At 66.5% G+C, this 20,498-nt stretch carries 18 protein-coding genes; 10 read left to right on the top strand and 8 right to left on the bottom strand.

Features of this window, described 5'->3' with window-relative positions:
* Positions 1 to 265: 265 nt before the first annotated feature.
* The 7 genes from DXK94_RS20675 (at position 266) to DXK94_RS20645 (ending at position 8,224) form a co-directional block, all read left to right on the top strand.
* Complete coding sequence (locus DXK94_RS20675; RefSeq protein WP_115526372.1) at positions 266 to 916, top strand: acetyltransferase; 651 nt, start codon at positions 266 to 268, stop codon at positions 914 to 916.
* A gap of 74 nt (positions 917 to 990) precedes the next feature.
* Positions 991 to 1,287: a hypothetical protein gene (locus DXK94_RS20670; RefSeq protein WP_115526371.1), complete on the top strand. Its 297-nt coding sequence runs from the start codon at positions 991 to 993 to the stop codon at positions 1,285 to 1,287.
* Positions 1,288 to 1,364: 77 nt separating this feature from the next.
* A complete protein-coding gene (locus tag DXK94_RS20665) occupies positions 1,365 to 2,201 on the top strand; it encodes a gamma-glutamyl-gamma-aminobutyrate hydrolase family protein (protein WP_115526370.1) in 837 nt (278 codons plus the stop codon).
* Between the two features lie 218 nt (positions 2,202 to 2,419).
* The gene (locus DXK94_RS20660) at positions 2,420 to 3,535 is read left to right on the top strand and encodes a glutamate--cysteine ligase (RefSeq protein ID WP_115526369.1); all 1,116 of its coding nucleotides are present in this window, start codon (positions 2,420 to 2,422) and stop codon (positions 3,533 to 3,535) included.
* 34 nt (positions 3,536 to 3,569) lie between these two features.
* The gene (locus tag DXK94_RS21865) at positions 3,570 to 5,048 is read left to right on the top strand and encodes an aminotransferase class I/II-fold pyridoxal phosphate-dependent enzyme (RefSeq protein WP_115526368.1); all 1,479 of its coding nucleotides are present in this window, start codon (positions 3,570 to 3,572) and stop codon (positions 5,046 to 5,048) included.
* A gap of 21 nt (positions 5,049 to 5,069) precedes the next feature.
* On the top strand, positions 5,070 to 6,851 hold the full coding sequence (locus DXK94_RS20650; protein WP_115526367.1) for an N-acetylglutaminylglutamine amidotransferase: 1,782 nt from the start codon (positions 5,070 to 5,072) through the stop codon (positions 6,849 to 6,851).
* Positions 6,851 to 8,224: a M20/M25/M40 family metallo-hydrolase gene (locus DXK94_RS20645; RefSeq protein ID WP_115526366.1), complete on the top strand. Its 1,374-nt coding sequence runs from the start codon at positions 6,851 to 6,853 to the stop codon at positions 8,222 to 8,224. The genes DXK94_RS20650 and DXK94_RS20645 overlap by 1 nt, the downstream gene beginning before the upstream one ends.
* Before the next feature lie 101 nt (positions 8,225 to 8,325).
* Here the strand turns inward: DXK94_RS20645 and DXK94_RS20640 are convergent, their stop codons facing one another.
* From DXK94_RS20640 to DXK94_RS20630, 3 genes are all read right to left on the bottom strand, one after another.
* Positions 8,326 to 9,231: a phosphatase PAP2 family protein gene (locus tag DXK94_RS20640; RefSeq protein WP_115526365.1), complete on the bottom strand. Its 906-nt coding sequence runs from the start codon at positions 9,229 to 9,231 to the stop codon at positions 8,326 to 8,328.
* A 76-nt stretch (positions 9,232 to 9,307) separates the two neighbouring features.
* Entirely contained in the window at positions 9,308 to 9,814 is a 507-nt protein-coding gene (locus DXK94_RS20635; RefSeq protein ID WP_115526364.1) for an SRPBCC family protein, read from the bottom strand.
* Between the two features lie 4 nt (positions 9,815 to 9,818).
* Entirely contained in the window at positions 9,819 to 10,166 is a 348-nt protein-coding gene (locus DXK94_RS20630; protein ID WP_115526461.1) for a helix-turn-helix transcriptional regulator, read from the bottom strand.
* Between the two features lie 68 nt (positions 10,167 to 10,234).
* Between DXK94_RS20630 and DXK94_RS20625 the strand changes: the two genes are divergently transcribed.
* From DXK94_RS20625 to menD, 3 genes are all read left to right on the top strand, one after another.
* Complete coding sequence (locus DXK94_RS20625; RefSeq protein ID WP_115526363.1) at positions 10,235 to 11,266, top strand: o-succinylbenzoate synthase; 1,032 nt, start codon at positions 10,235 to 10,237, stop codon at positions 11,264 to 11,266.
* Positions 11,267 to 11,415: 149 nt separating this feature from the next.
* Positions 11,416 to 13,491 carry a PhoX family phosphatase gene (locus tag DXK94_RS20620; protein WP_115526362.1) on the top strand — a complete coding sequence of 692 codons (2,076 nt, stop codon included), beginning with the start codon at positions 11,416 to 11,418 and terminating at the stop codon, positions 13,489 to 13,491.
* Between the two features lie 228 nt (positions 13,492 to 13,719).
* Complete coding sequence (gene menD / locus DXK94_RS20615) at positions 13,720 to 15,462, top strand: 2-succinyl-5-enolpyruvyl-6-hydroxy-3-cyclohexene-1-carboxylic-acid synthase (protein WP_115526361.1); 1,743 nt, start codon at positions 13,720 to 13,722, stop codon at positions 15,460 to 15,462.
* Positions 15,463 to 15,485: 23 nt separating this feature from the next.
* On the opposite strand, the gene DXK94_RS20610 is transcribed toward menD, so the two are convergent.
* The 5 genes from DXK94_RS20610 to DXK94_RS20590 form a co-directional block, all read right to left on the bottom strand.
* Positions 15,486 to 16,310, bottom strand: coding sequence for a VOC family protein (locus tag DXK94_RS20610; protein ID WP_115526360.1), 825 nt, complete (start codon positions 16,308 to 16,310; stop codon positions 15,486 to 15,488).
* A 16-nt stretch (positions 16,311 to 16,326) separates the two neighbouring features.
* Positions 16,327 to 17,535 carry an aminotransferase class I/II-fold pyridoxal phosphate-dependent enzyme gene (locus DXK94_RS20605; RefSeq protein ID WP_115526359.1) on the bottom strand — a complete coding sequence of 403 codons (1,209 nt, stop codon included), beginning with the start codon at positions 17,533 to 17,535 and terminating at the stop codon, positions 16,327 to 16,329.
* A 262-nt stretch (positions 17,536 to 17,797) separates the two neighbouring features.
* Positions 17,798 to 18,598 carry an amino acid ABC transporter ATP-binding protein gene (locus tag DXK94_RS20600; protein ID WP_079596521.1) on the bottom strand — a complete coding sequence of 267 codons (801 nt, stop codon included), beginning with the start codon at positions 18,596 to 18,598 and terminating at the stop codon, positions 17,798 to 17,800.
* Between the two features lie 12 nt (positions 18,599 to 18,610).
* Positions 18,611 to 19,402 carry an amino acid ABC transporter permease gene (locus DXK94_RS20595; RefSeq protein WP_079596522.1) on the bottom strand — a complete coding sequence of 264 codons (792 nt, stop codon included), beginning with the start codon at positions 19,400 to 19,402 and terminating at the stop codon, positions 18,611 to 18,613.
* 133 nt (positions 19,403 to 19,535) lie between these two features.
* Entirely contained in the window at positions 19,536 to 20,336 is an 801-nt protein-coding gene (locus DXK94_RS20590; protein ID WP_115526358.1) for an ABC transporter substrate-binding protein, read from the bottom strand.
* Positions 20,337 to 20,498 lie beyond the last annotated feature (162 nt).

The raw sequence follows: 20,498 nt of genomic DNA, 5'->3' as shown, positions 1-20,498 counted from the left end.
TGAATCACTCAAGAAACCTTCAAGTTCTCAACAGGATTTGGTCATCAGCGGCAATCCCCTAAATCCGCAGGAAAACCCCATAAACCAACCCTGTTTCCTGTGCCGTCTTCCCGGGGACCTGCCGCGGCGTTAACTTGTATTTGGGCACGCTGGCGGATTGATCCTCGAATCGCCGATGCCCCGACCAACAGCCAGGAGCCAAGAAGCGGTGTCCGGGCAAGCCATAGACCTGCTGCCCGCCTCCCGGGCCCGGAAGCGACACCCCTTGAGCGAATTGCTGTTGCTGGCCGCCACTGGACTGGCGCGCGAAGTGCTGCTGACCGTGCGCGCCAGCGGCCAGTACGACGTCCTGGGGATCCTTGATGACGACCCCCAACTCCTCGACGTCCTGATCGACGGCGCCCCCGTCCTCGGCGCCTTCGAGGACGCCGCCATGTTCCCAAAGGCGCTCTTCGCAGTGTGCCTGCCCTTAGGACGGGATAGGGAAGCGGTGGTGGAGCGGCTTACCCAGTCGGGTGTGGAAGGCAACCGGTATGGCACAGTGCTGGATCCGGACATCCGCCTGCCGGACGACTGCCGGATCGGCCCGGGAAGCATCCTGCTGCGGCACGCCACGGTTGGACCGCAGGTGTCACTGGGGAACCACACGGTGGTGATGCCGTCCGTGACTCTGGGCTGGGCCCTGCAGGCAGGGGACTTCACCACGTTCTCCGCCGGGTCCTCGCTGGGAGAGGGCGTGCGGGTGGGCCGGGGCGTCCACATAGGCGTGAACGCCGGCATTGGTGACGGCTTGTCCGTGGGTGATTATTCGTCAGTGGGGATGGGTGCGGCGGTTGTGCAGGACGTGCCCGAGTACGAGACGTGGGTGGGAGTGCCGGCGCGCACCTCCCTCCCGGGCGGGGGCCTTGCCTTTTAGCGGGCCGCGAAGAGGCTGCGCCGGGTATTGCCAGTCCTGGTAGTTCCCATCCACACACATGCGGAGGACAGTTCATGGAACTCTTCAGCGACAGGCCCGCCATGGCTGCCGCCGCCCTGACCCGGCTTGCAGCGGCAGACGCAGAAGCCGGAGGCCGTCTGGCAGGCCGGCTCCAGGTCTACCTCAGCGACCTGATCGTACGGAACGGGCCGGCAATCATGGAGCAACTTGCCATCGAACTGGCGCGCCAGCATCTGGCATCCCTGGAGAGGCTGGCCGCCGCCACCGGATGGCCGGCTGCCAGGTACCTTGACGACGTCGAGCTTGCCGCCGCCATGGATGAAAGGCGCGACACCGAAACTGAGATGTGATCTTCATCCGCTTGAAACAAAGCAGGGCCGCCACTCTCATATCCTTAAAGGCAGAGAATTCGCCTGGAAGGAAAACCTTGGAAACGACCGACGCCGCCGTGAAGCCCATCATCGGCCTCAGCACCTACCTTGAGCCTGCCGGCACCGCCGGCTGCGGCACAGTCAGCGCGGCGTTCCTTCCCGAGACGTACCTTGCCCCCATCATTGCAGCGGGCGGCGTGCCCACCCTCCTGCCGCCCCAGCCTGTGGCCCCCGGCGTGGTCGAAGCCCTGGTGGGCAGGCTGGACGGGCTGCTCATCCCAGGAGGCTGGGATGTTGATCCCGCCCTCTACGGCCAGGAAGCCCATCCCGAAACCGGGGAGCCCCGGCGTGATCGAGACGCCTGGGAACAGGCCCTGATCCGGGAAGCACTCAGACAGGACGTGCCGCTGCTGTGCATCTGCCGCGGGGAGCAGCTGCTCAACGTCACGCTGGGCGGCACCCTGCACCAGCACCTGCCCGACGTCGTGGGGAACGGGCAGTACCAGCTGGGCGGCTACGCTTTCAACCAGATCCCTGTCGATCTCCGGCCTGACTCGCAGCTTGCCCGCCTGATTGGCCCGGACACCCAGATTGTCCCCGTGGCCCACCATCAGGCGGTGGACCGGCTCGGCGAGGGGCTGATTGCCGCCGCGTGGAGCGAGGACCAGGTGGTGGAAGCCATCGAGTACCCGGCTAACACCTTTACGCTGGGCATCCAATGGCACCCGGAGGAACTGCCCGAGGACTTCGGGCTGTTCCGCGGGTTCGTCGAAGCAGCCCGGGCAAAGTACCTGTCCCGCCTGCTGCCGGCCACGCCGTCGTCGGTCTCGTCCGCATCGATGGCAGCGTCCGCCGCCACGGGGACGATCTCCATCCAGCCCGAAGCCTTCTAGCCCGCCCTGTATAACTGCCCCTCTTTGGGGGGCAGTTGACTCCCCACGACTTGCGGACAGGAACTAAGCATGCTTACGATGTGGTGACCAACGGAGGTTAAGCCAACGCCCCACGGGTTCAACCGAGGAGTAGTCATGGCTTATCTTGTCCCCATCTGTCGTCCTGCTGCCGGGCACGTCCGCCGCAGGGGAAGCGCCGGTTCCAAGGAGCTGCGCTGATGCGCCGCATGGGTGTCGAGGAAGAGTTCCTGATCCTCGACTTCACCGACGGCCACGCTGTTCCTTTGGGCCAAGTGCTGGAGAGCCTGGCCGACGACGGCCTCAGCAGCGAGATGAAGCAGGAACAGATTGAAACCTGCACCCTTCCCAGGATCACCCTGGAGGAACTCGCGCAGGACATCACTGCACGGCGGATGAGTGCAGACGCCACAGCCCGAGCGGCCGGAGCGCGTTCCGTGGCCCTGGCGACGTCACCCCTGCCCGTGCAATCCACCACTACGCCGGGCCTGCGGTACCAGCGGATGATGGAGCGGTTCGGCCTAACGGCGGTGGAACAGCTGACCTGCGGCTGCCACGTGCATGTGGAGGTCGAGTCGGACGAGGAAGGCGTGGCCATCCTTGACCGGATCCGGATCTGGCTCCCGGTCCTGACGGCCATCACCGCCAACTCCCCGTTCTGGAACGGCGTGGATTCCGGCTACGCAAGCTACCGCTCCCAGGCCTGGAACAGGTGGCCCACCGCCGGGCCCTGCGAGATTTTCGGTTCCGCAAAGGCCTACCACGCGCAGGTGCAGGAGATCCTCACCTCGGGAGTTCCGTTGGACAAGGGGCAAATCTACTTTGACGCGAGGCTCAGCCACCGCCATCCCACCGTTGAGATCCGGGTGGGCGACGTGTGCCTGTTTGCCGACGACGCCGTCCTGCTCGCCGGCCTGGTGCGGGCCTTGGCGGAAACGGCAGCCCGGCAATGGCGCTCCGGCGTGCCGCCCGTGCCCGCGTCCGCCGCGCAGCTTCGGCTCGCTGCCTGGCAGGCGGGCCGCTACGGGCTGGACGGGCAGCTGTTGGATCCGCTGACCGGCAAGCCCCGCGCTGCCTTCGAGGTCGCGATGTCCCTGCTGGACCATATCCAGCCCGTGCTGCGGGACCAGGGCGAATTCGGCACAGTGGAGGGTTTGCTGTTCCAGGTCCTGAACAGGGGAACAGGGGCCGCCAGGCAGCGGGCCGTCCACGCCACCACCGGCAGCCTTTGCGGCGTCATCGCCGACGCCGCCGACGTCACCTGCCTGCCTGCCACACCTATCCGAAAGCTCACAGACATCCCTGCTCACGGCTGAACAGGGAATTTAGGCGAACTACCCGGGAGGGCAGATGGACCAGAATGAAACACCGGTGCTCGATGCGCTGGCTGAACACCAGAAACTCGACAGGTACGGCTTCACGCCGCCCGCCCACCGCCAGGGCCGCGGCGTCGATCCGCGTGTGCTGGAGGTGCTGGGCGAACAGAGCTTCAAGTCCGACGTCGTTGCCTCCTCGGGCCTGGACGACCGGAAGTCCTCCAACGGCTACCTGCAGAAGGCGGAGCAGTTGATGGCCGAGGCGGTCAATGCCGACATGGCCTTCTTCTCGACCTGCGGAAGCTCCCTGTCCGTGAAGGCAGCGATCCTGGCCGTCACCCGTGGAGAAGGGGAGCTCCTGATCAGCCGCGACGCGCACAAATCCGTGGTCTCGGGGCTGGTGCTCTCCGGGCTGCAGCCGCGGTGGATCAAACCCAAGTGGGACAACGAGCTCAAGCTCTCCCATCCGCCGGCGCCGGAGACCGTGGAGGAGATGTGGCAGCGGTACCCGGACGCCTCCGCCGCGCTGATCGTCAGCCCCACTCCCTACGGCACATGCGCGGACATCGAAGCGATCGCCGAAATCTGCCACAAGCGGGGCAAACCGCTGATCGTGGACGAGGCGTGGGGCGCGCAGCTGCCGTTCCACCCGGACACACCCACCTGGGCGATGAATGCGGGCGCGGACATCTGCGTCGTCAGCGTGCACAAGATGGGGCTCGGCTTTGAGCAAGGCTCCATTTTCCATTTGCAGGGAAACCTGGTGGACCCGGTCCGACTGAACCAGTGCGCCGACGTCCTGTCCACCACCAGCGCCAACGTTATGCTGTACGCCGCCATGGACGGGTGGCGCCGGCAGATGATGCAGGAGGGCAAATCGATGATTGACAAAGCCCTCGAACTGGCCCGAGGACTCCGCCGGGACATCGATGCACTGCCCGGCCTGCATGTCCTGGAAGACGAACTGGTCCACGCCGAAGCCTCCCACGACCTGGACATCCTGCACATCATGATCGACGTTTCAGAACTTGGAATCAGCGGTTTCCAGGCCACGGATTGGCTGCGCGAAAACTGCCGGGTGGACATGGGCACCACGGACCACCGCCGGACCGAAGCCGTCATCTCTGTCTCCGATGACAGCGAAACCGCACAGCGGCTCCTCGATGCCCTCCGCGCACTCACCGTTGCCGCCCCGGACCTGCCCCGGCCGCCCGCCGTCGTAATTCCTGATGAGGAGGACCTCTTCCTGGAGACGGTGATGCTGCCCCGGGATGCCTTCTTCGGCCCGGTGGAAAACGTCCCCGCGGAGGAGGCACCCGGCCGCATCGCCGCCGAAATGGCCACCCCTTACCCGCCGGGCGTTCCGCTGTTGCTGCCCGGGGAAAGGATCAACAAAGCCGCCATCGATTACCTTCGCAGCGGGGTGGAGGCCGGCATGGTCCTGCCCGATCCCGCCGACCCGTCCCTGAAGACCATCAGGGTGGTCCGCGAAGAGCAGCATAGATCGCTGTAGGCCGCAGGAAACGAGGAAGTTATGTGCGGAATAGCAGGCGAAATCGCCTTCAACGGTAAGACGGCCTCCCGGGAGCCCGTCCTCGCAATGATGGGGGCCATGACCTCCCGCGGACCCGACGGAAGGGGGATCTGGGACGACGCCGGCTGGGTTGCCCTGGGACACCAGCGGCTGAGCATCATCGACCTGTCTTCGGCGGGGGCGCAGCCGATGCTGGACGACGGCGGCCTGGCCCTCACCTTCAACGGCTGCATCTACAACTATCGCGACCTGCGGAGGGAGCTCGAGCCGGAGTTTACCTTCCGGACAACCAGCGACACCGAAGTGATCCTCAAGGCCTACCGGAAGTGGGGCGACGACTTTGTCCACCACCTGGTGGGCATGTTCGCCATCGCGTTGTTCGATCCGCGGCGGCAGGAAGTCCTCCTGGTCCGCGACCGGCTGGGCATCAAGCCGGTCTACGTTTCCCACCTGCCCGGTAAGCTGCGCTTCGCCTCCACGCTCCCCGCGCTGGTGGCGTCCGGCGGCGTGGACACGTCCCTGGACGAGGTTGCGCTGCACCACTACCTCAGCTGGCATTCGATCGTTCCGGCGCCGCGGACCATCCTGCGCGGGGTCCAGAAGCTGCCGGCGGCGACCATCCGTACTGTCCGCGCCGACGGAACCTGGCAGGACCGCGAGTACTGGCGCCCTGATTACACGCGCGATGCTTCGCGGTCCGGGTGGTCGGCTGCGGACTGGCAGGACGCCGTCCGGGATGCCTTACGAACGGCAGTACGACGGCGGATGGTGGCCGACGTGCCGGTGGGTGTCCTTTTGTCCGGGGGCCTGGATTCGAGCCTGCTGGTTGCCCTGCTGGCCGAGGAGGGCCAGCACGGGCTTTCCACCTTTAGCATAGGATTCGACGGCGCCGGCGGGGACGCGGGCAATGAGTTTGCCTACTCCGACCTGGTTGCACGGGAGTTCGGCACCCGCCATGAGCGGCTCCACGTCAGCACGTCCGAGTTCGCCCCGTCCATCGATGGCGCGGTGGGTGCGATGTCCGAGCCCATGGCCAGCCACGATGTGACCGCTTTCCACCTGCTCTGCAGGACGGTCTCGGAGCAGGTGAAGGTGGTGCAGTGCGGACAGGGCGCCGATGAAGTCTTTGCCGGCTACGCCTACCATCAGCCGCTCGCCTCGGCCGGCCGCCGGGACGCCCTCCGGACCTTCTCGGCATCCTTCGTGGACCACAGCCACGAGGACCTCATGGGGATCCTTGAACCTGAATGGTTCTGCGGATCCGATGTAAGCCGCAAGGTCCTGGCCGCCCATCTGGAAACACCCGGAGCCGATACCGCACTGGACGCCGTCCTCCGGCTGGACACCCACCTGCTGATGGTGGACGACCCCGTCAAACGGCTGGACAACATGTCCATGGCGTGGGGCATCGAGGCCCGTGTCCCGTTCCTTGACCATGAGTTGGTGGAGCTCGCCGCCGCCTGCCCGCCCGGACTCAAGGCCTCGCAGGACGGGAAGGGAATCCTGAAGGACCTGGGCCGGCAGATGCTGCCCGCAGCCATCATCGACCGGCCCAAGGGATACTTCCCCGTTCCGGCCCTGCGGCACCTTGAAGAACCGTTTATCTCCATGGTGCGGGATGCCCTGCATGCCCCGGAGGCCAAACAGCGCGGACTCTTCCGGCCCGCCTACATCGACGGTCTGCTCGCGGATCCCAATATCCAGCGGACCCCCGTGAACAGCAACGTGCTGTGGCAGTTCGCCCTGCTGGAAATGTGGCTGCAGCGCCACAGGGTGGGCTGATGTCCCTGCTGCCCCGATTGCGCCAAGCCGTCGCGGCGGACTTTCCCGCCGTCGTCGACGAACTGTCCTCACTGGTGCGGATCCCGGCCATGGCGTGGGAGGCCTTCGACCCGTCGCAGCTGGACAAGGCAGCCCAGCAGGTGGCTGGCCTGCTCCGCGATGTCGGGATGGCCGACGTCGACGTTCTGCAGGCGCCACGGCCGGACGGCGCGCCCGGGGCGCCCGCGGTGGTGGGACGCCGGCCTGCGCGGCCGGGCAAGCCGACCATCCTGCTGTACGCCCACTATGACGTCCAGCCCGCAGGGGACGTGGAGCTGTGGGAGAGCCCACCGTTCGAAGTCGTGGCGCGGGACGGCCGGCTCTGGGGCAGGGGAGTGGCCGACAACAAAGCCGGGGTGCTCCTGCATGTGGCTGCCGTCCGCACCGTGCTCCGGGTGCTCGGCGACGGGCTCGGCCTGGGCGTGACCGTGTTCATCGACGGCGAGGAGGAGGCGGGGTCGCCCAGCCTGCCCCTGATGCTGCAACGGCACGGGGACCTGCTCAAGGCGGACGTGCTGGTAGTGGCCGACTCCGGAAACTGGAAAGTGGGCGTTCCCGCGCTCACCACCAGCTTGCGCGGGCTGATTCTGGGGACCGTGGAGGTCCGGGTGCTGGACAACGCCCTGCATTCAGGAACCTACGGCGGGCCAGTGGTGGACGCCGTCGCGGCGCTGTCCCGGCTCCTCGCAACGTTCCATCACGACGACGGGAGCGTGGCCGTGGAGGGCCTGCCTGCTTCGGAGTCTTCCGGGCCCGTGCTGACGGAAGCCGAGTTCCGGGCTGACGCGCGCGTCCGGCCGGGCGTCCCCCTCACGGGGACGGGCAGCATCACCTCGCGGCTGTGGACCAAGCCTGCACTGGCCATCATCGGTGTGGATGCCCCTTCCGTGGCGCTCTCCTCTGACACGCTGCAGCCGGTGGCACGGGCCCGGTTCAGCCTAAGCCTTGCACCAGCCAGCGACACCGCTGCCGCCATGGAAGCGGTCCGGCGGCATGTCGAGTCACACGTTCCCTTTGGTGCTGACGTCACCTTTACGCCGGGCGGCCGGACCGAAGGATTTGCCGGCGATGCGTCCTCCCCGGTGTCCCGGCTGATGCTCTCGGCGATGGAGGAGGCGTGGGGAGTGCCCGCCGTGTCCATGGGCGTTGGCGGGTCCATCCCCGCCGTCAACATCCTCAACAAGCTGTACCCCCAGGCGGACATCCTGATCACCGGCGCCGAGGACCCCGACTCCCGCGCTCACGGCGCGAACGAGTCCATCCATCTGGGTGACTTCGAAAACGCCATCCTGGCCGAGGCCCTGCTGCTGGCCCGGCTCAACGCCCGCGACTAACCCCCGTCCTACCCGCCCAAGTAGGTAGCAGTAACTGCCGTTATGAGCCATCAAAACGACACTTAGTGCTACCTGGTTGGGCTGGGGCTGCGGAGGTGACCCTAGCGCCTGGGTGAGTCCCGGCGTCGGGCGGCGTAGGCGAACAGCGAGGTGGTGGCCACCGTGGCCAGATACCCCGCGATCACGATCAGCGAGATCCCGGCCCAGAAATAGTTGGTGGTGCTGGCCTCCTGCCACGGGCTGGGCGCCAGCCGGAGCAGCGAGTACGAGGCTACCGCCGCCGACGCCAGCCCGATCATGACCGGCAGCGTCAGCCAGATCCGGGCCGAGCCGATGTGGCCGCCGAACCCGTCCCACGCATTCCAGGACCCGCGCCGGACAATGAGCCAGCCGGCCGGGATCATGAACGCGCCCACCAGCAGGAACGCCGCCACCACATCGGCAGGCCGGTGCCACTGGTTGATCAGGGTGGACACCCCGGAGGCGATCGCGAACGAACCGCCCACAAAACCCGCCATCGGGCGCCAGCGCGGCGACGCCATGAGGAACACCGCCGCGGCCGCGGACGCCGCCAGCGTGGTGTGCCCGGACGGCAGCGAGTTCAGGTCCAGCGTCACCACGCCCTTGTCCGGACGGGCCGGGAGCAGGGCCTTCAAAACCTGGGTTGCCAGGTTCGCGCCGATGCACGCTGCCACCGCGATGGCTGCTTCGGTCCAGCGCCGCCTGATCACCGTGACAAAGAGCACCACGACGGCGGCCATCACCAGCGAGATGGTGGGCAGCAGGTCCAGGAATCTTGTGGTCGCCTTGCCGGCAGGGCCATGCAGCTCCACGGCTTCCACCAGGGCCGACTCGTCGATGAACTGCCCGGTGGTGGTCTGCACGAAGTAGTAGTACGTGGCCATGAGCCCTGTGACGCAGGCCAGGGTGGCAAGCACGAAGAGGAAACCCGATCCCGGTGCGGGGCGGGCTGCGGTCCTGGCGGTTGCTTGCCGTGAAAGAGTCATCCGTTCAAGGATTTCACAGAAAGCTGGGACTGCGCCGCAAGCGCAGGCCCGCCCTCTTGAAGACCCCGAGGAGCAGCTACGCCAGCGCCACCGCCAGCTCCTCGATGATCTCGAACTGCTCCCGCACGCCGCCCTCCATGCCGGACCCAGCAATCATGTCGCGGACTTCCCTGCTGCCAGCGTCGGTGCGGATACTGACCAGGGTGGCGCCGCCGTCGGCATCCTTGAAGGTGACCGTGTTTACCACTGCCCCCTCCTCGCTGTCCGGTGCCGCGTCCGGAGTTTCCATGACCTCCGTGTGCACAATCCGTTCGTTGGGCACAATCTCGCGGTACGTCCCGTGTAAGGCCAGCTCGAAGTGGCCGTGGGCCAGCATGACGTACCGCCAGGCCCCGCCCACCCGGAAGTCCATTTCGACGACGGTCATCTCGCCGCGCCTGCCGGGCCACCACTTTTTGACGAGCTCCGGTGTGGTCCACGCCCTGTAGACCAGGTGCCGGGGTGCGTTGAGCGTCCGGGTGATGAGGATTTCCTGGTCGCCGGGGAGGGTGACGCTCATGGTGCCGCTGCCTGTCTGTGCCATTGCCCTAGTCCTTCTCTTGGTTTTCCTGTTCCTTGAGGTCCTCCAGCACGTCCTCCAGGGCGTCCAGCCGTTCCTCCCAGAGGTGCCGGTAGCCGGCCACCCAGTCGTGGATGGGCTTCAGGGCCTGCGGATTCAGCCGGTACAGCCGCTGCCGGCCTTCACCGCGCACGTCCACCACGCCCACAGCCCGCAGGACGCGCAAGTGCCGGGAGACGTGCGGCTGGGCCAGGTCCAGGAGGTCCACCAGATCGTTCACCGGCCGTTCGCCGCCCGCCAGGGCATCCAGGATCTCCCGGCGGCGGGGCTCGGCCACCGCATTGAACGCGTCCGACGTTGTTGCTGCCCGTGCCATGACCACATCATATATCGATATCGATATGCATTGAAAGGGGTTCCAGTCCCCGCTTGTACAGTGAATCCATGCCCTCCCGCCCAGCTGTCCCTTCCGCCGACATTCCTGGCTTCGATGAATTGCTTGCGTCCGCCCACGTGGTCAGCCTTCCCATGCGCGTGAAGTTCCGGGGAATCATGGAACGCGAAGCACTGCTGCTGCGCGGTCCGGCCGGCTGGGGCGAGTTCTGCCCGTTCCCGGAGTATGCCGACGCAGAGGCATCCCGGTGGCTCGCCGCCGCCATCGAGGCCGCCTGGTCCGGCTTCCCGCCGCCTGTACGGTCTGTCATCCCGGTTAACGCGACCGTCCCCGCCGTTCCGGCTGACCGGGTTCCGGACGTCCTGGCCCGCTTCGGCCGGGTGGACGCCGTCAAGGTCAAGGTTGCCGAGCAGGGCCAGACCCTTGACGACGACGCCGCCCGCCTCGCCGCCGTCCGTGCCGCGCTGCCCGAAGCCGCCATCCGCGTGGACGCCAACGGCGGCTGGGACGTACCCACCGCGGTTGAGGCACTCACCCGGCTGTCCGCCGTCGGGCTTGAATACGCGGAGCAGCCCGTGCCCACCATCGAAGGGCTCGCCGAGGTTCGCCGCGCGCTGCGGGCGGCCGGCACGCCCGTGCTCATCGCCGCCGACGAAAGCGTCCGCAAGGAGTCCGACCCCCTTCGCGTGGCACGGGCCGGAGCTGCCGACCTGATCGTGGTCAAGGTGGCGCCGCTTGGGGGAGTGCGCCGCGCACTGGACATCGTGGCGCAGGCCGGGCTGCCCGCCGTCGTCAGCTCCGCGCTGGACACCTCGGTGGGCATCCGCGCCGGGCTGGCCTTGGCGGCTTCCCTTCCGGAACTGCCCTACGCGTGCGGGCTGGGTACGGTATCCCTGTTCGAATCCGACATCACCAAGGATCCGCTGGTGGCCGACGACGGCGCCATCCGGCTCCGCGACGTTGCCGCCGACGCCGGGCTGCTCGAGCAGTATGCGGCTTCACCCGAGCGCCGGGACTGGTGGCTCGCGCGGCTCCGCCGCGTCCACGCATTCCTCGCTCCGCAGCAACCCTCTATCACTTAACGCGGCTTTACCTGGGACCCCCTATCACATTTTCGCAGGTCACCACGGGTTACCGGCGGGTTTACCCTGGGTTCACCCTACTGACTACTTGACGTAGAAATCGGCTGACAGGGTGGGCGAACCGCATCGATTTTCCCTGGAAGGCCCCCATGTCTGAAACGACTGCCCGCAAATTCACCCTGCTGCCGATGCTCGGCCACACTAAGGGCAAGCGCAGTGCCGTCACCTGTGCACTGAAATGCGACAACGCGTGCGCCGGCGACGTGTGCAACACCAGCTCCAACAGCTACTTCCGCGACATCGCCTCCGCCACCATGTCCCGCCGCGCCGCCCTGGGCTTCGGTGCCGCCGGCGCGCTCGCCGTCGTCCTCGGTTCAGCCGTGACCTCTCCCGAATCAGCTTCCGCCGCCGGCCTGTCCAAGGCCGCGAAGGAAGGCTTCGGCAAGTCCAAGCTCCAGTTCACGCCCATCCCGTCGATTGACGCCATGGTGGACGCCGTCACCGTGCCGGAAGGCTTCACCTGGCAGCCGGTCATCCGCTGGGGTGACCCCATCTTCAATGGCACGCCCGAGTTCGACATCAACAACCAGACTGTTGCAGCCCAGGAAAAACAGTTCGGCTACAACAACGACTACACGGACATCCTGGAAATCCCGGGCAGCAAGGGCCGCCGCGCAGTCCTGTTCTCCAACCACGAATACACCAACGAGAACATCATGTTCCCGCCCACCATGCCCGCCCAGCAGATGCGTGCCGTGGGGGCAGCCGCACATGGCCTCTCTGTGGTGGAGCTGGAGCGCAAGAACAAGAACAAGCCGTGGACCTACGTCAAGGGTGCGGAGTTGAACCGCCGCTTCCTGAACAACACTGTGTACGAACTGACCGGCCCGGCCGCCGGTTCTTCCCTGGTCAAGACGAAAGACGACCAGGCCGGCCGCTTCATCAAGGGAACGCTGGGCAACTGCGCCGGCGGTACCACCCCATGGGGCACCATCCTGTCCGGCGAGGAAAACTTCCAGGGCTACTTCGTCGGCAACGGCACCTCTGACGGCGACAAGCGCTACGGCATCACCTCCAAGCCCACAGCCCGGCAGTGGGAGCTGGACGAACCGCGCTGGGACACCCGCAACCCCGGCTACGAGAATGAGGCCAACCGCTTCGGCTGGATCGTGGAAGTTGACCCCTTCGACCCCGACTCCACCCCGAAGAAGCACTCCATGCTGGGCCGCTTCAAGCACGAGGGCGCCAATGTCATCATCGCCAAGTCCGGGCATGCGGTGGCGTACTCCGGCGACGACGAGCGCTTCGACTACCTCTACAAGTTCGTTTCCAAGGACAAGTACCGCGAGGGTGACCGGGCGCACAACATGACGCTGCTGTCCGCCGGCAGCCTGTACGTCGCCAAGTTCACGGGCAACTCACCTGCCGCTGAGATCACCGGCACCGGCGCTGTTCCCGCTGACGGCGCCTTCGACGGCGTCGGTGAATGGCTGCCCCTGGTGGTGGACGGCAAGTCCGCTGTGAAGGACATGACCGTGGAAGAGGTCCTGGTGTACACCCGCCTGGCCGCCGACAAGGTTGGCCCCACCAAGATGGACCGCTGCGAGGACGTGGAGCCGAATCCGTTCACGGGCAAGGTCTACGTTGCCTGCACCAACAACTCCAACCGCGGTGTTGGATCCAACGAAGGCGCAACCGAGGTCAACCCGCGCAACCAGAACCGCGACGGGCACATCGTGGAAATCACCGAAACCGGTGACCAGACCTCCACCAAGTTCACCTGGAACCTGCTCATGGTCTGCGGCGATCCGGCGCAGGGCGACGTCACCTACTTCTCCGGCTTCCCGGTGGACAAGGTCTCGCCCATCTCCTGCCCGGACAACCTGGCCTTCGACTCCGTGGGCAACCTGTGGATCTCCACTGACGGCGCGCCCTCCGGTATTGGCCGGGCGGATGCCCTGTTCAAAGTCACTTTGGACGGCGCAGAACGCGGCAAGGTGGAGCAGTTCCTCGCCGTCCCGCGTGACGCTGAGACCTGCGGCCCCATCATCCACGACGAGGAGCGCACCGTGTTCGTAGCGGTGCAGCACCCGGGCGAGGACGGCACCTTCGAGAAGCAGGTTTCCTTCTTCCCGGACTACGTCCCGGCAGGTACCACGCCGGCTCCCGGCCAGGCCCGCGCGCCGCGCCCGTCCGTGATCCAGGTGTTCCGCACCGACGCCTAAATCCGTGCCGGGGGATTGAGCCTGTCGTTTTCAGACGCTCTCTCACCTTTCGCAGGTTTTTCTGCGACGCCCCATCACCTTCCGCTGCTTTTCCGGCGACGCCCCATCACCTCCTGCAAGGCCACGGCCGAAAGGTGATGGGGCGTTTGGGGTTTTGGCGCGAAAGGTGATTGGGCGTTTGGGCTTTTGGTGCGAAAGGTGATGGGGCGTCGGTGATGGCAGACTGGTTTGGTGACTTCGCTGAACGACTCTGCCCCCGACGCTACGGACACCGCCCCTGAGCTGAGCGCCCTCGCGGCGGCGCGGATCGCCGTCGGAATCCTGCTCGACGGCGGTGTGCGGCACGTGGTGGTTTCGCCGGGTTCGCGGTCGGCCCCCATTGCATACGCGCTGGCGGAGGCGTCCGCGGAGGGCCGGGTGGAGCTGCTGGTCCGGATCGATGAGCGGGCCGCCGGGTTCACAGCCCTGGGGCTGGCTCTCTCCACCGGCTCGCCCGCGGCCGTCCTGACCACGTCCGGGACCGCCGTCGGGAACCTGCTGCCCGCCGTGATGGAAGCCAACCACGCCGCCGTCCCGCTGATTGTGCTGTCGGCAGACAGGCCCGACGAACTCCGCGGCACCGGCGCCAACCAGACCACCATCCAGCCGGACCTCTTCGGCGAGCAGGTGCGCTTCGCGGCCGATGTTCCCGCCGGCAGCAGCCCGGAACGTGCCATCCAGACCGGCCTGTCCGCAGCCACTGGCGCCTTTCCCGACCTGCCGCCCGGCCCGGTCCAGCTCAACCTTGCCTTCCGCGACCCGCTGGTGCCGTCGCCGGAGGAGGCGCTGCCCACCGAGGTGGAGCGGCAGCGCTACCGCATCGGCACCGAACCGCTGGTCATGAACCTGCCGCCGGCGCCGGATGAGCTGCCGGAACGGCGGACGGTTGTCCTCGCCGGGCACGACGCCGGTCCCGTCGCCGAGGCGTTTGCCCGCGCCCACAACCTTCCGCTGCTCGCCGAACCGTCATCCAACGCCCGGTTCGGGCCGAACGCGGTGGGCCCGTACCGGCTGCTGCTGGAGCATTTCGGGCCCTCTGCCGCGCAGCCGATTGAGCGGGTGGTGCTGTTCGGCCGGCCCACGCTGTCCCGGCCGGTGGCGGCGCTCCTTGCCCGGTCCGACGTCCAGGCTGCCCTGTACCAGCCGGTTCCCGTCGCCTGGTACGAGCCCGGCCGGCGCACCGAGCTGCCGCTGGAGAACCTGGCGGACCTCGCCGATTTCGCCGGCCGCGGCGCCGGGGCGTGGCTGGATACCTGGCTGTTGGCGGGGTCGGCGGCGCAGCATGCCCTGGACGGGGTGCTGTCGGCCGAGGCCGCGGCAACCGGACCGTCCGTGGGGTCCCTCGTCTGGCAGCACACCCGCGGCCAGCTGCTGCTGGGCTCCTCCAACGGGATCCGCGACGTAGACCTGGCCGGCCTGCCCGCTCCTGAACCTGCCGCCACCGTGTACGCCAACCGCGGCCTCGCCGGCATCGACGGCACCATCTCCACGGCCACCGGCATCGCACTCGGCGGGCGGCAGGAAACCACCGTCCTGCTCGGCGACGTAACCTTCCTGCACGACGCCGGCGGTTTGCTCCTCGGCGCGGGGGAGGAGCAGCCGGAGCTGCGGATCGTGGTGCTCAACGATTCGGGCGGCGCCATCTTCGGCCTCCTCGAGCACGGCGCCGTCGCGGAAGGCGGCCGCTACGGAGATGCCGTCGAACGCCTCTTCAGCACCCCGCACTCCGTGGACATCGCGGCACTCGCCGCGGCGTACGGCGTCGGGCATTCCGTCGTGAGTACGACGGCGGGACTCGCCGAAGCGCTCGGCCAACCGGTGGCGGGACGCAGCATCGTGGAAGTCCGCACGGACCGCCGTTCGCTCCGGCAGCTCCACGGGCGGATCAAGGAAGCCGTGGCCGCGGCCGTCGGGGGAGTCCTGGCGCGTTAAGGCAGTGGATGGCGGATGAGGGACTAGCCCGTGGGCGGCGTGAACTGGCTGGCCGTGAATTCCGCTCCCTGCGGATCCCGGATCAATGCCTGACGCGTCCACCCGGTGTCCTCCTGGCTGAGGACCTGCGCGCCAAGCCGTTCGGCGTCAAGGACCGCCTGGTCCCGGTCGGCCACGGCGAAGGTGACGTGCCAGTGTGGAGGCTCGTTGGTTGAGGTGTCGCCGATCCAGGCGATGGCATCCTCGAAGCCGGGCGGGGCGGAGAAATCTGTCTGACGCTTCCTGATGTCCGGGTAGATGGTCGCCTCAAGGTGGTCACCGTAGCCCGGACGGCGAATCATCAGCCCGAAGCCGACGTCATCCACCTGCCATCCGAAGGCGTTCTCGTAAAACGCAATGGCTTCGTTGCGGTCCGCCGTGTGCAAGTCACTGAAATTCCAAGCCCCTGGCTGGTTGACGGCTTGGGCGCCTAAACGCCGCTTGGCCTGCCAGATGCGGAACACCACTCCTTGCGGGTCGGCCAGGACCGCGCTGCGCCCGCCCTCACCTGCATCTTCCGGCGGAGACAGCACCTTGGCTCCGGCTGCGGCCAGTCTGTTCACTGCAGCATCCGCGTCATCTACTGCCACGTACGTGTTCCACGCTGTGGTTCCCCCTGCGCCGCCGGCCAGTCCGCCGACATCCTGCCCGTCGAGCCGTGCTATCAGATACCTTCCTGGCGCCCCCGGCGGCATCACGTCTTCAAAGGTCCAGCCGAAGAGGCCGCCGTAGAACTCCTTGGCGGCCTCGACGTCAGGCTGTTCTGTGTCGACCCAACACGGGACACCCTGCGGGTAGATCCGTTGCATGTTTACTCCTGTCCCATCACGGGCGGTGCTCCTCAATCGCTTCCTTGAAGGCAGGCAGGCTGCGTTCGACCATATCGTCGTTCGCTGTCAGGGAGATCCGGAAGAAACCCGGTGTTTCGAACAGTACGCCCGGGAGTACGAAGACGTCCCGCTTGGCCAGTGATCCGGTGAACGCCTGGTCATCAGGGATGGGGGAGGTGACATAGAGGTAGAAGCTGCCTTCCGGCGGCTGGAGGCGGTACCCCATGCCGCCGAGCGCCTCAACCAGGCGGTCCCGGCGCCGCTGCAGTTGTCCGACGTCGATGGTGAACTTCTCCAGTTCGGGAAGCGCGTGCTGCAGCAGGGCATTCGGGTATACCCAGCCCATTGCCACCTGCAGCCCGGATATGGCCGGGCGCATCTCATCCCGGTGCGGCATGGCGGGCGGCAGCGCCAGGTAGCCCACCCGCTGGCCTGGCGCGAGGTGGGTTTTGCCGTACGAGTAGGCCAGCAGCGTATGCGGGTAGAACTCCACAGGGCTGTGGAAGCGCGCGCCCTCGAACACGATCCGGTTGTAGGCCTCGTCCGAGATCAGGTAGATCCGCCGGCCAATTCTTGCCGAAGCCGCCTCCAGCAGGTCCGCCAACCGGGCAAGCAGTTCCGGGGGATAGATCCTGCCCGTGGGATTGTTGGGCGAATTAACGATCACCACCCTGGTCCGCTCCGTGATGGCGGCTTCGATCGCGCCGAGGTCCAGGTCAAACGTGGTGGTGTCCACCGTAACCTTGACCGGTACCAGCCCGGCCTCGAGGATCAGCGGCTCGTAGAGGAACCAGGGCGGCAGGCTGTAGATGACCTCATCACCCGGATCAGCCACGGTTTTCAGCGCCAGGGCGATGGCCGCGAAGCCACCGGTGGTCAGGTAGACGTCCTCCGGACGGAACGGCACGTCCAGCAGCCGATGCAACGATTCAGCGGCAGCCTCCCGGGCGGCGCTGCCGTTGGCCTGGTACGCGAACCACTGGTCGTTTTGCGGGACCAACGCGTCCCGCAATGTGTCAACGTAGCGGTCCGGCGGCATCTGGTGCGGGTTGCCGAAAGTGAAATCACAGCCGGCCGCCTGCCCGTCCCCCCGAACACCGAACCCCCGTATATACTCGTCGACCCGCAGGAACGAGGGTATTGAGGCCAGCCGCGCGGCCCGGTTGGATACCCAGGATGAGGTTGGCGAAGACGGGTCGACCATGTCACGCTCCTGTACAGAACCGCCGGATGGTCCGGCCTCCGATGCGCAGCGCGCTGCTGAGCCAGGGCTGTTAGTTGGGACCCATTCTGTTCCCGGCACGGGCGGAAGTAAAGGTCCGCAGCAAAGGTGCGCGCCGCCGTCGTACGTGCCCGGACGGGCGCCGCCTAAAAACCCTCACGACGCACAAAATCCCTGGCGCTATGGATATCCAGGCGCCAGGGAATGTGCGTGTCGATTGTGAATCAGCGGAGTCGGGAAGTGCCTACTCTTCGATCTCGATATGGGTCGGATCCAGGACGCGGCGCAGGAATTCCTTGGTGCGCGGCTGCGTGGGGGCGCCGATGACCTGCTCGGCCACGCCTTCCTCCACCACAACGCCGCCGTCCATGAACACCACGCGGTCCGCCACTTCGCGGGCGAAGCCCATCTCGTGCGTGACCACCAGCATGGTCATGCCCTCCTTGGCCAGGTTCCGCATGACGGACAGGACATCGCCCACCGTCTCGGGGTCCAGGGCGGACGTGGGCTCGTCGAAGAGCATCAGCTCGGGGTCCATGCTCAGCGCGCGGGCGATCGCCACGCGCTGCTGCTGCCCGCCGGAGAGCTGGTCCGGGAAGCGGTCTGCGAGGTGGCCCAGACCCACACGCTCAAGGTTGTGCATGGACACCTTGTCCGCCTCAGCCTGGGACCGTTTCAAAACTTTGGTCTGGGCGATGGAGCAGTTGCGCTTCGCGTCCAGGTGCGGGAACAGGTTGAACTGCTGGAACACCATGCCCACCTTGCGGCGCATCTTGTCGATGTCCACATCGGGGTCGGTGGCTTCGAAGCCGCCCACCTGGATGCTGCCCTGGTTGGGCTGTTCCAGCAGGTTGACGCAGCGCAGAAGGGTGGATTTGCCGGAGCCGGAGGGCCCGATCAGGCACACCACCTCGCCCGGAGCCACGTCCAGGCTGATGCCCTTGAGGACCTCGTTGGATCCGTAGGACTTACGCAGGTCCTTGATTTCCACGCCGGCGGCGTGGATGGTGCCGGTTCCGCCGGAGGAGCGTACGACGTCGTTCATTGTCTTCCCTGCCTATCGCTTGGTCCGCGCGGAGCGGCTTTCGAACTTCCGGGCCAGGAGGCTCAGGGGGATGGTGATGACCAGGTAGAAGGCACCCGCCACCAGGAGCGGCGTCAGGCCGGCGCCCAGGCTGGAGATGCCGTCGCGGCCGAACTTTGTGAGCTCGTACTGTGAGGCCGTCAGGCCCAGGACGTAGATCAGAGAGGAGTCCTTGGTCAGCAGGATGATCTCGTTGGTCAGCGGCGGCAGGACGATCTTGAACGCCTGCGGGATCACGATGGTCACCATGGCCCGCCACTGCGGCATGCCGAGCGAGCGGGCGGCCTCGAGCTGGCCTTTGGGGACAGCCTGCAGGCCGGCGCGGAGGGTTTCGGCGATATATGCCGAGGCCACCATACCCAGCGAGATCATCACGATGACGGTGACGTTCCACGAGACGCCGAAGGCCAGCGGAACGCCGTACCCGAAGGCGATGAAGACCAGCAGGGCGGGAATGCCGCGGAAGAATTCGATGTAGCCGGTGGCGATCCAGCGGTACAGCGGAAAGCTGGAGAGCTTCATCAGGGCCAGCAGCAGGCCGCCGGAAAGGCCCACAATGAAACCCAGGAACGTGTAGACCAGGGTGTTGACCAGGCCGGTGACGAAGATGCCCGGGAACATGGGCCCGATCTTGGCGAAGTTGAAGACACTGTTGCCGATGGTCTCCCAGTCGGTGGCCAGGATCAGCGCGGCGACGGCCACAATAAAGATTCCGGCCTGGACATACAGGCTTACTCTGGCGCGCTGACGTGCGGTCATTGCCATGAATTGCTCACATTCGTTATGCGTGGCAGAGGCCCCGGACGGAAGCGGTACAGCTTATCCGGGGCCCCTGCTGCGTGGTTCTCAGGGCTGGGAAGGGTCCGGGGCTGCTGAAGCCCCGTGTCCCCGCTCTGGTTTACTTGGCGGCTTCGCCGAACCAGGTGGTCTTGAACTTCTCCAGCGAACCGTCCTCGTTCAGGCGCTCGAGCGTGCCGTTGACCTTCTCGGCCATGGCGGTGTTGCCCTTCTTGATGGAGATGCCCAGCTGCTCGCCGGTGGCGAACTCCTCAACGCTCTTGAACTTGGGGTCGTCCTTGATGGCGTAGCCGAGCACGGACTGGTTGCCCAGCGCAGCGTCGATGGTGCCGGCCTGGAGCGCCTGGACCAGGAGGCCGGTGTCCTCGAACTGCTGGGCGTCGATGCCCTGTTCCTGCGCGTAGTCGGCGCCGGTGGTGGCCTGCTGGACGCCCACCTTCTTGCCCTTGGCGTCGTCCAGGCTGCCGATGCCCGACTCTTCGCTGGCAACGAGGGCCAGGTCGTCATCAAGGTAGGGGGTGGAGAAGTCCATGACGGCCTTGCGGGTGTCCGTGATGGAGATCGAGGAGATGCCCAGGTCGCACTGGGTCAGCGCGGTGCCGGTCTCGATGGCTTCGAAGGAGCTGTCCACGATGCTGAGCTCGGCGCCCAGGTCCTTGGCAACCTCCTTTGCGATGTCCACGTCGAAGCCTACTGTCTGGCCATCCTTCTCGAACTCGAAGGGCTCGTAGGGGATGTCCGAGCAGACGGTGAGCTTGCCTGCGTTGATCAGCTGGATGCCACCTTCCGAGGCGGCGGGGGTGGAGCTGCCGCCGCACGCCGTGAGGGTGAGGGCGCCAACGGCGAAGAGTGCTGCTGCCTTGGCGGTCATTTTGGCCGTGGCCAGGGACTTGAGCTGCATAATTCTTACCTTTTGTTGCAGGGGTATGCGGTACTAAATCGGTTCATAGTGTAGCGCCGATTATGAGATGTGCATCACAGGAAACTTAGTTTCACTATTGGATAACTAAATCACATCAGAAATCAACCCGGCTGACTGCCCGGCTGTCTCCTATTCCGGACT

Origin of the sequence: Arthrobacter sp. RT-1 (genome assembly GCF_003367205.1) — a bacterium.
In the GTDB taxonomy this organism is placed as follows: domain Bacteria; phylum Actinomycetota; class Actinomycetes; order Actinomycetales; family Micrococcaceae; genus Arthrobacter.
The sequence above is the reverse complement of the archived record's forward strand: the minus strand, read 5'-3'. Positions and strand labels throughout refer to the sequence as shown.

What these genes read in the sequence shown, in the direction of transcription:
- DXK94_RS20625 (WP_115526363.1), top strand. Translation starts at nt 10,235, where the DNA reads ATGCCCTCCCGCCCAGCTGTCCCTTCCGCCGACATTCCTGGCTTCGAT.
- DXK94_RS20640 (WP_115526365.1), bottom strand. Translation starts at nt 9,231, where the DNA reads ATGACTCTTTCACGGCAAGCAACCGCCAGGACCGCAGCCCGCCCCGCA.
- DXK94_RS20610 (WP_115526360.1), bottom strand. Translation starts at nt 16,310, where the DNA reads ATGCAACGGATCTACCCGCAGGGTGTCCCGTGTTGGGTCGACACAGAA.
- DXK94_RS21865 (WP_115526368.1), top strand. Translation starts at nt 3,570, where the DNA reads ATGGACCAGAATGAAACACCGGTGCTCGATGCGCTGGCTGAACACCAG.
- DXK94_RS20660 (WP_115526369.1), top strand. Translation starts at nt 2,420, where the DNA reads ATGCGCCGCATGGGTGTCGAGGAAGAGTTCCTGATCCTCGACTTCACC.
- DXK94_RS20630 (WP_115526461.1), bottom strand. Translation starts at nt 10,166, where the DNA reads ATGGCACGGGCAGCAACAACGTCGGACGCGTTCAATGCGGTGGCCGAG.
- DXK94_RS20650 (WP_115526367.1), top strand. Translation starts at nt 5,070, where the DNA reads ATGTGCGGAATAGCAGGCGAAATCGCCTTCAACGGTAAGACGGCCTCC.
- DXK94_RS20620 (WP_115526362.1), top strand. Translation starts at nt 11,416, where the DNA reads ATGTCTGAAACGACTGCCCGCAAATTCACCCTGCTGCCGATGCTCGGC.
- DXK94_RS20590 (WP_115526358.1), bottom strand. Translation starts at nt 20,336, where the DNA reads ATGCAGCTCAAGTCCCTGGCCACGGCCAAAATGACCGCCAAGGCAGCA.
- DXK94_RS20600 (WP_079596521.1), bottom strand. Translation starts at nt 18,598, where the DNA reads ATGAACGACGTCGTACGCTCCTCCGGCGGAACCGGCACCATCCACGCC.
- DXK94_RS20605 (WP_115526359.1), bottom strand. Translation starts at nt 17,535, where the DNA reads ATGGTCGACCCGTCTTCGCCAACCTCATCCTGGGTATCCAACCGGGCC.
- DXK94_RS20635 (WP_115526364.1), bottom strand. Translation starts at nt 9,814, where the DNA reads ATGGCACAGACAGGCAGCGGCACCATGAGCGTCACCCTCCCCGGCGAC.
- DXK94_RS20645 (WP_115526366.1), top strand. Translation starts at nt 6,851, where the DNA reads ATGTCCCTGCTGCCCCGATTGCGCCAAGCCGTCGCGGCGGACTTTCCC.
- DXK94_RS20670 (WP_115526371.1), top strand. Translation starts at nt 991, where the DNA reads ATGGAACTCTTCAGCGACAGGCCCGCCATGGCTGCCGCCGCCCTGACC.
- DXK94_RS20595 (WP_079596522.1), bottom strand. Translation starts at nt 19,402, where the DNA reads ATGGCAATGACCGCACGTCAGCGCGCCAGAGTAAGCCTGTATGTCCAG.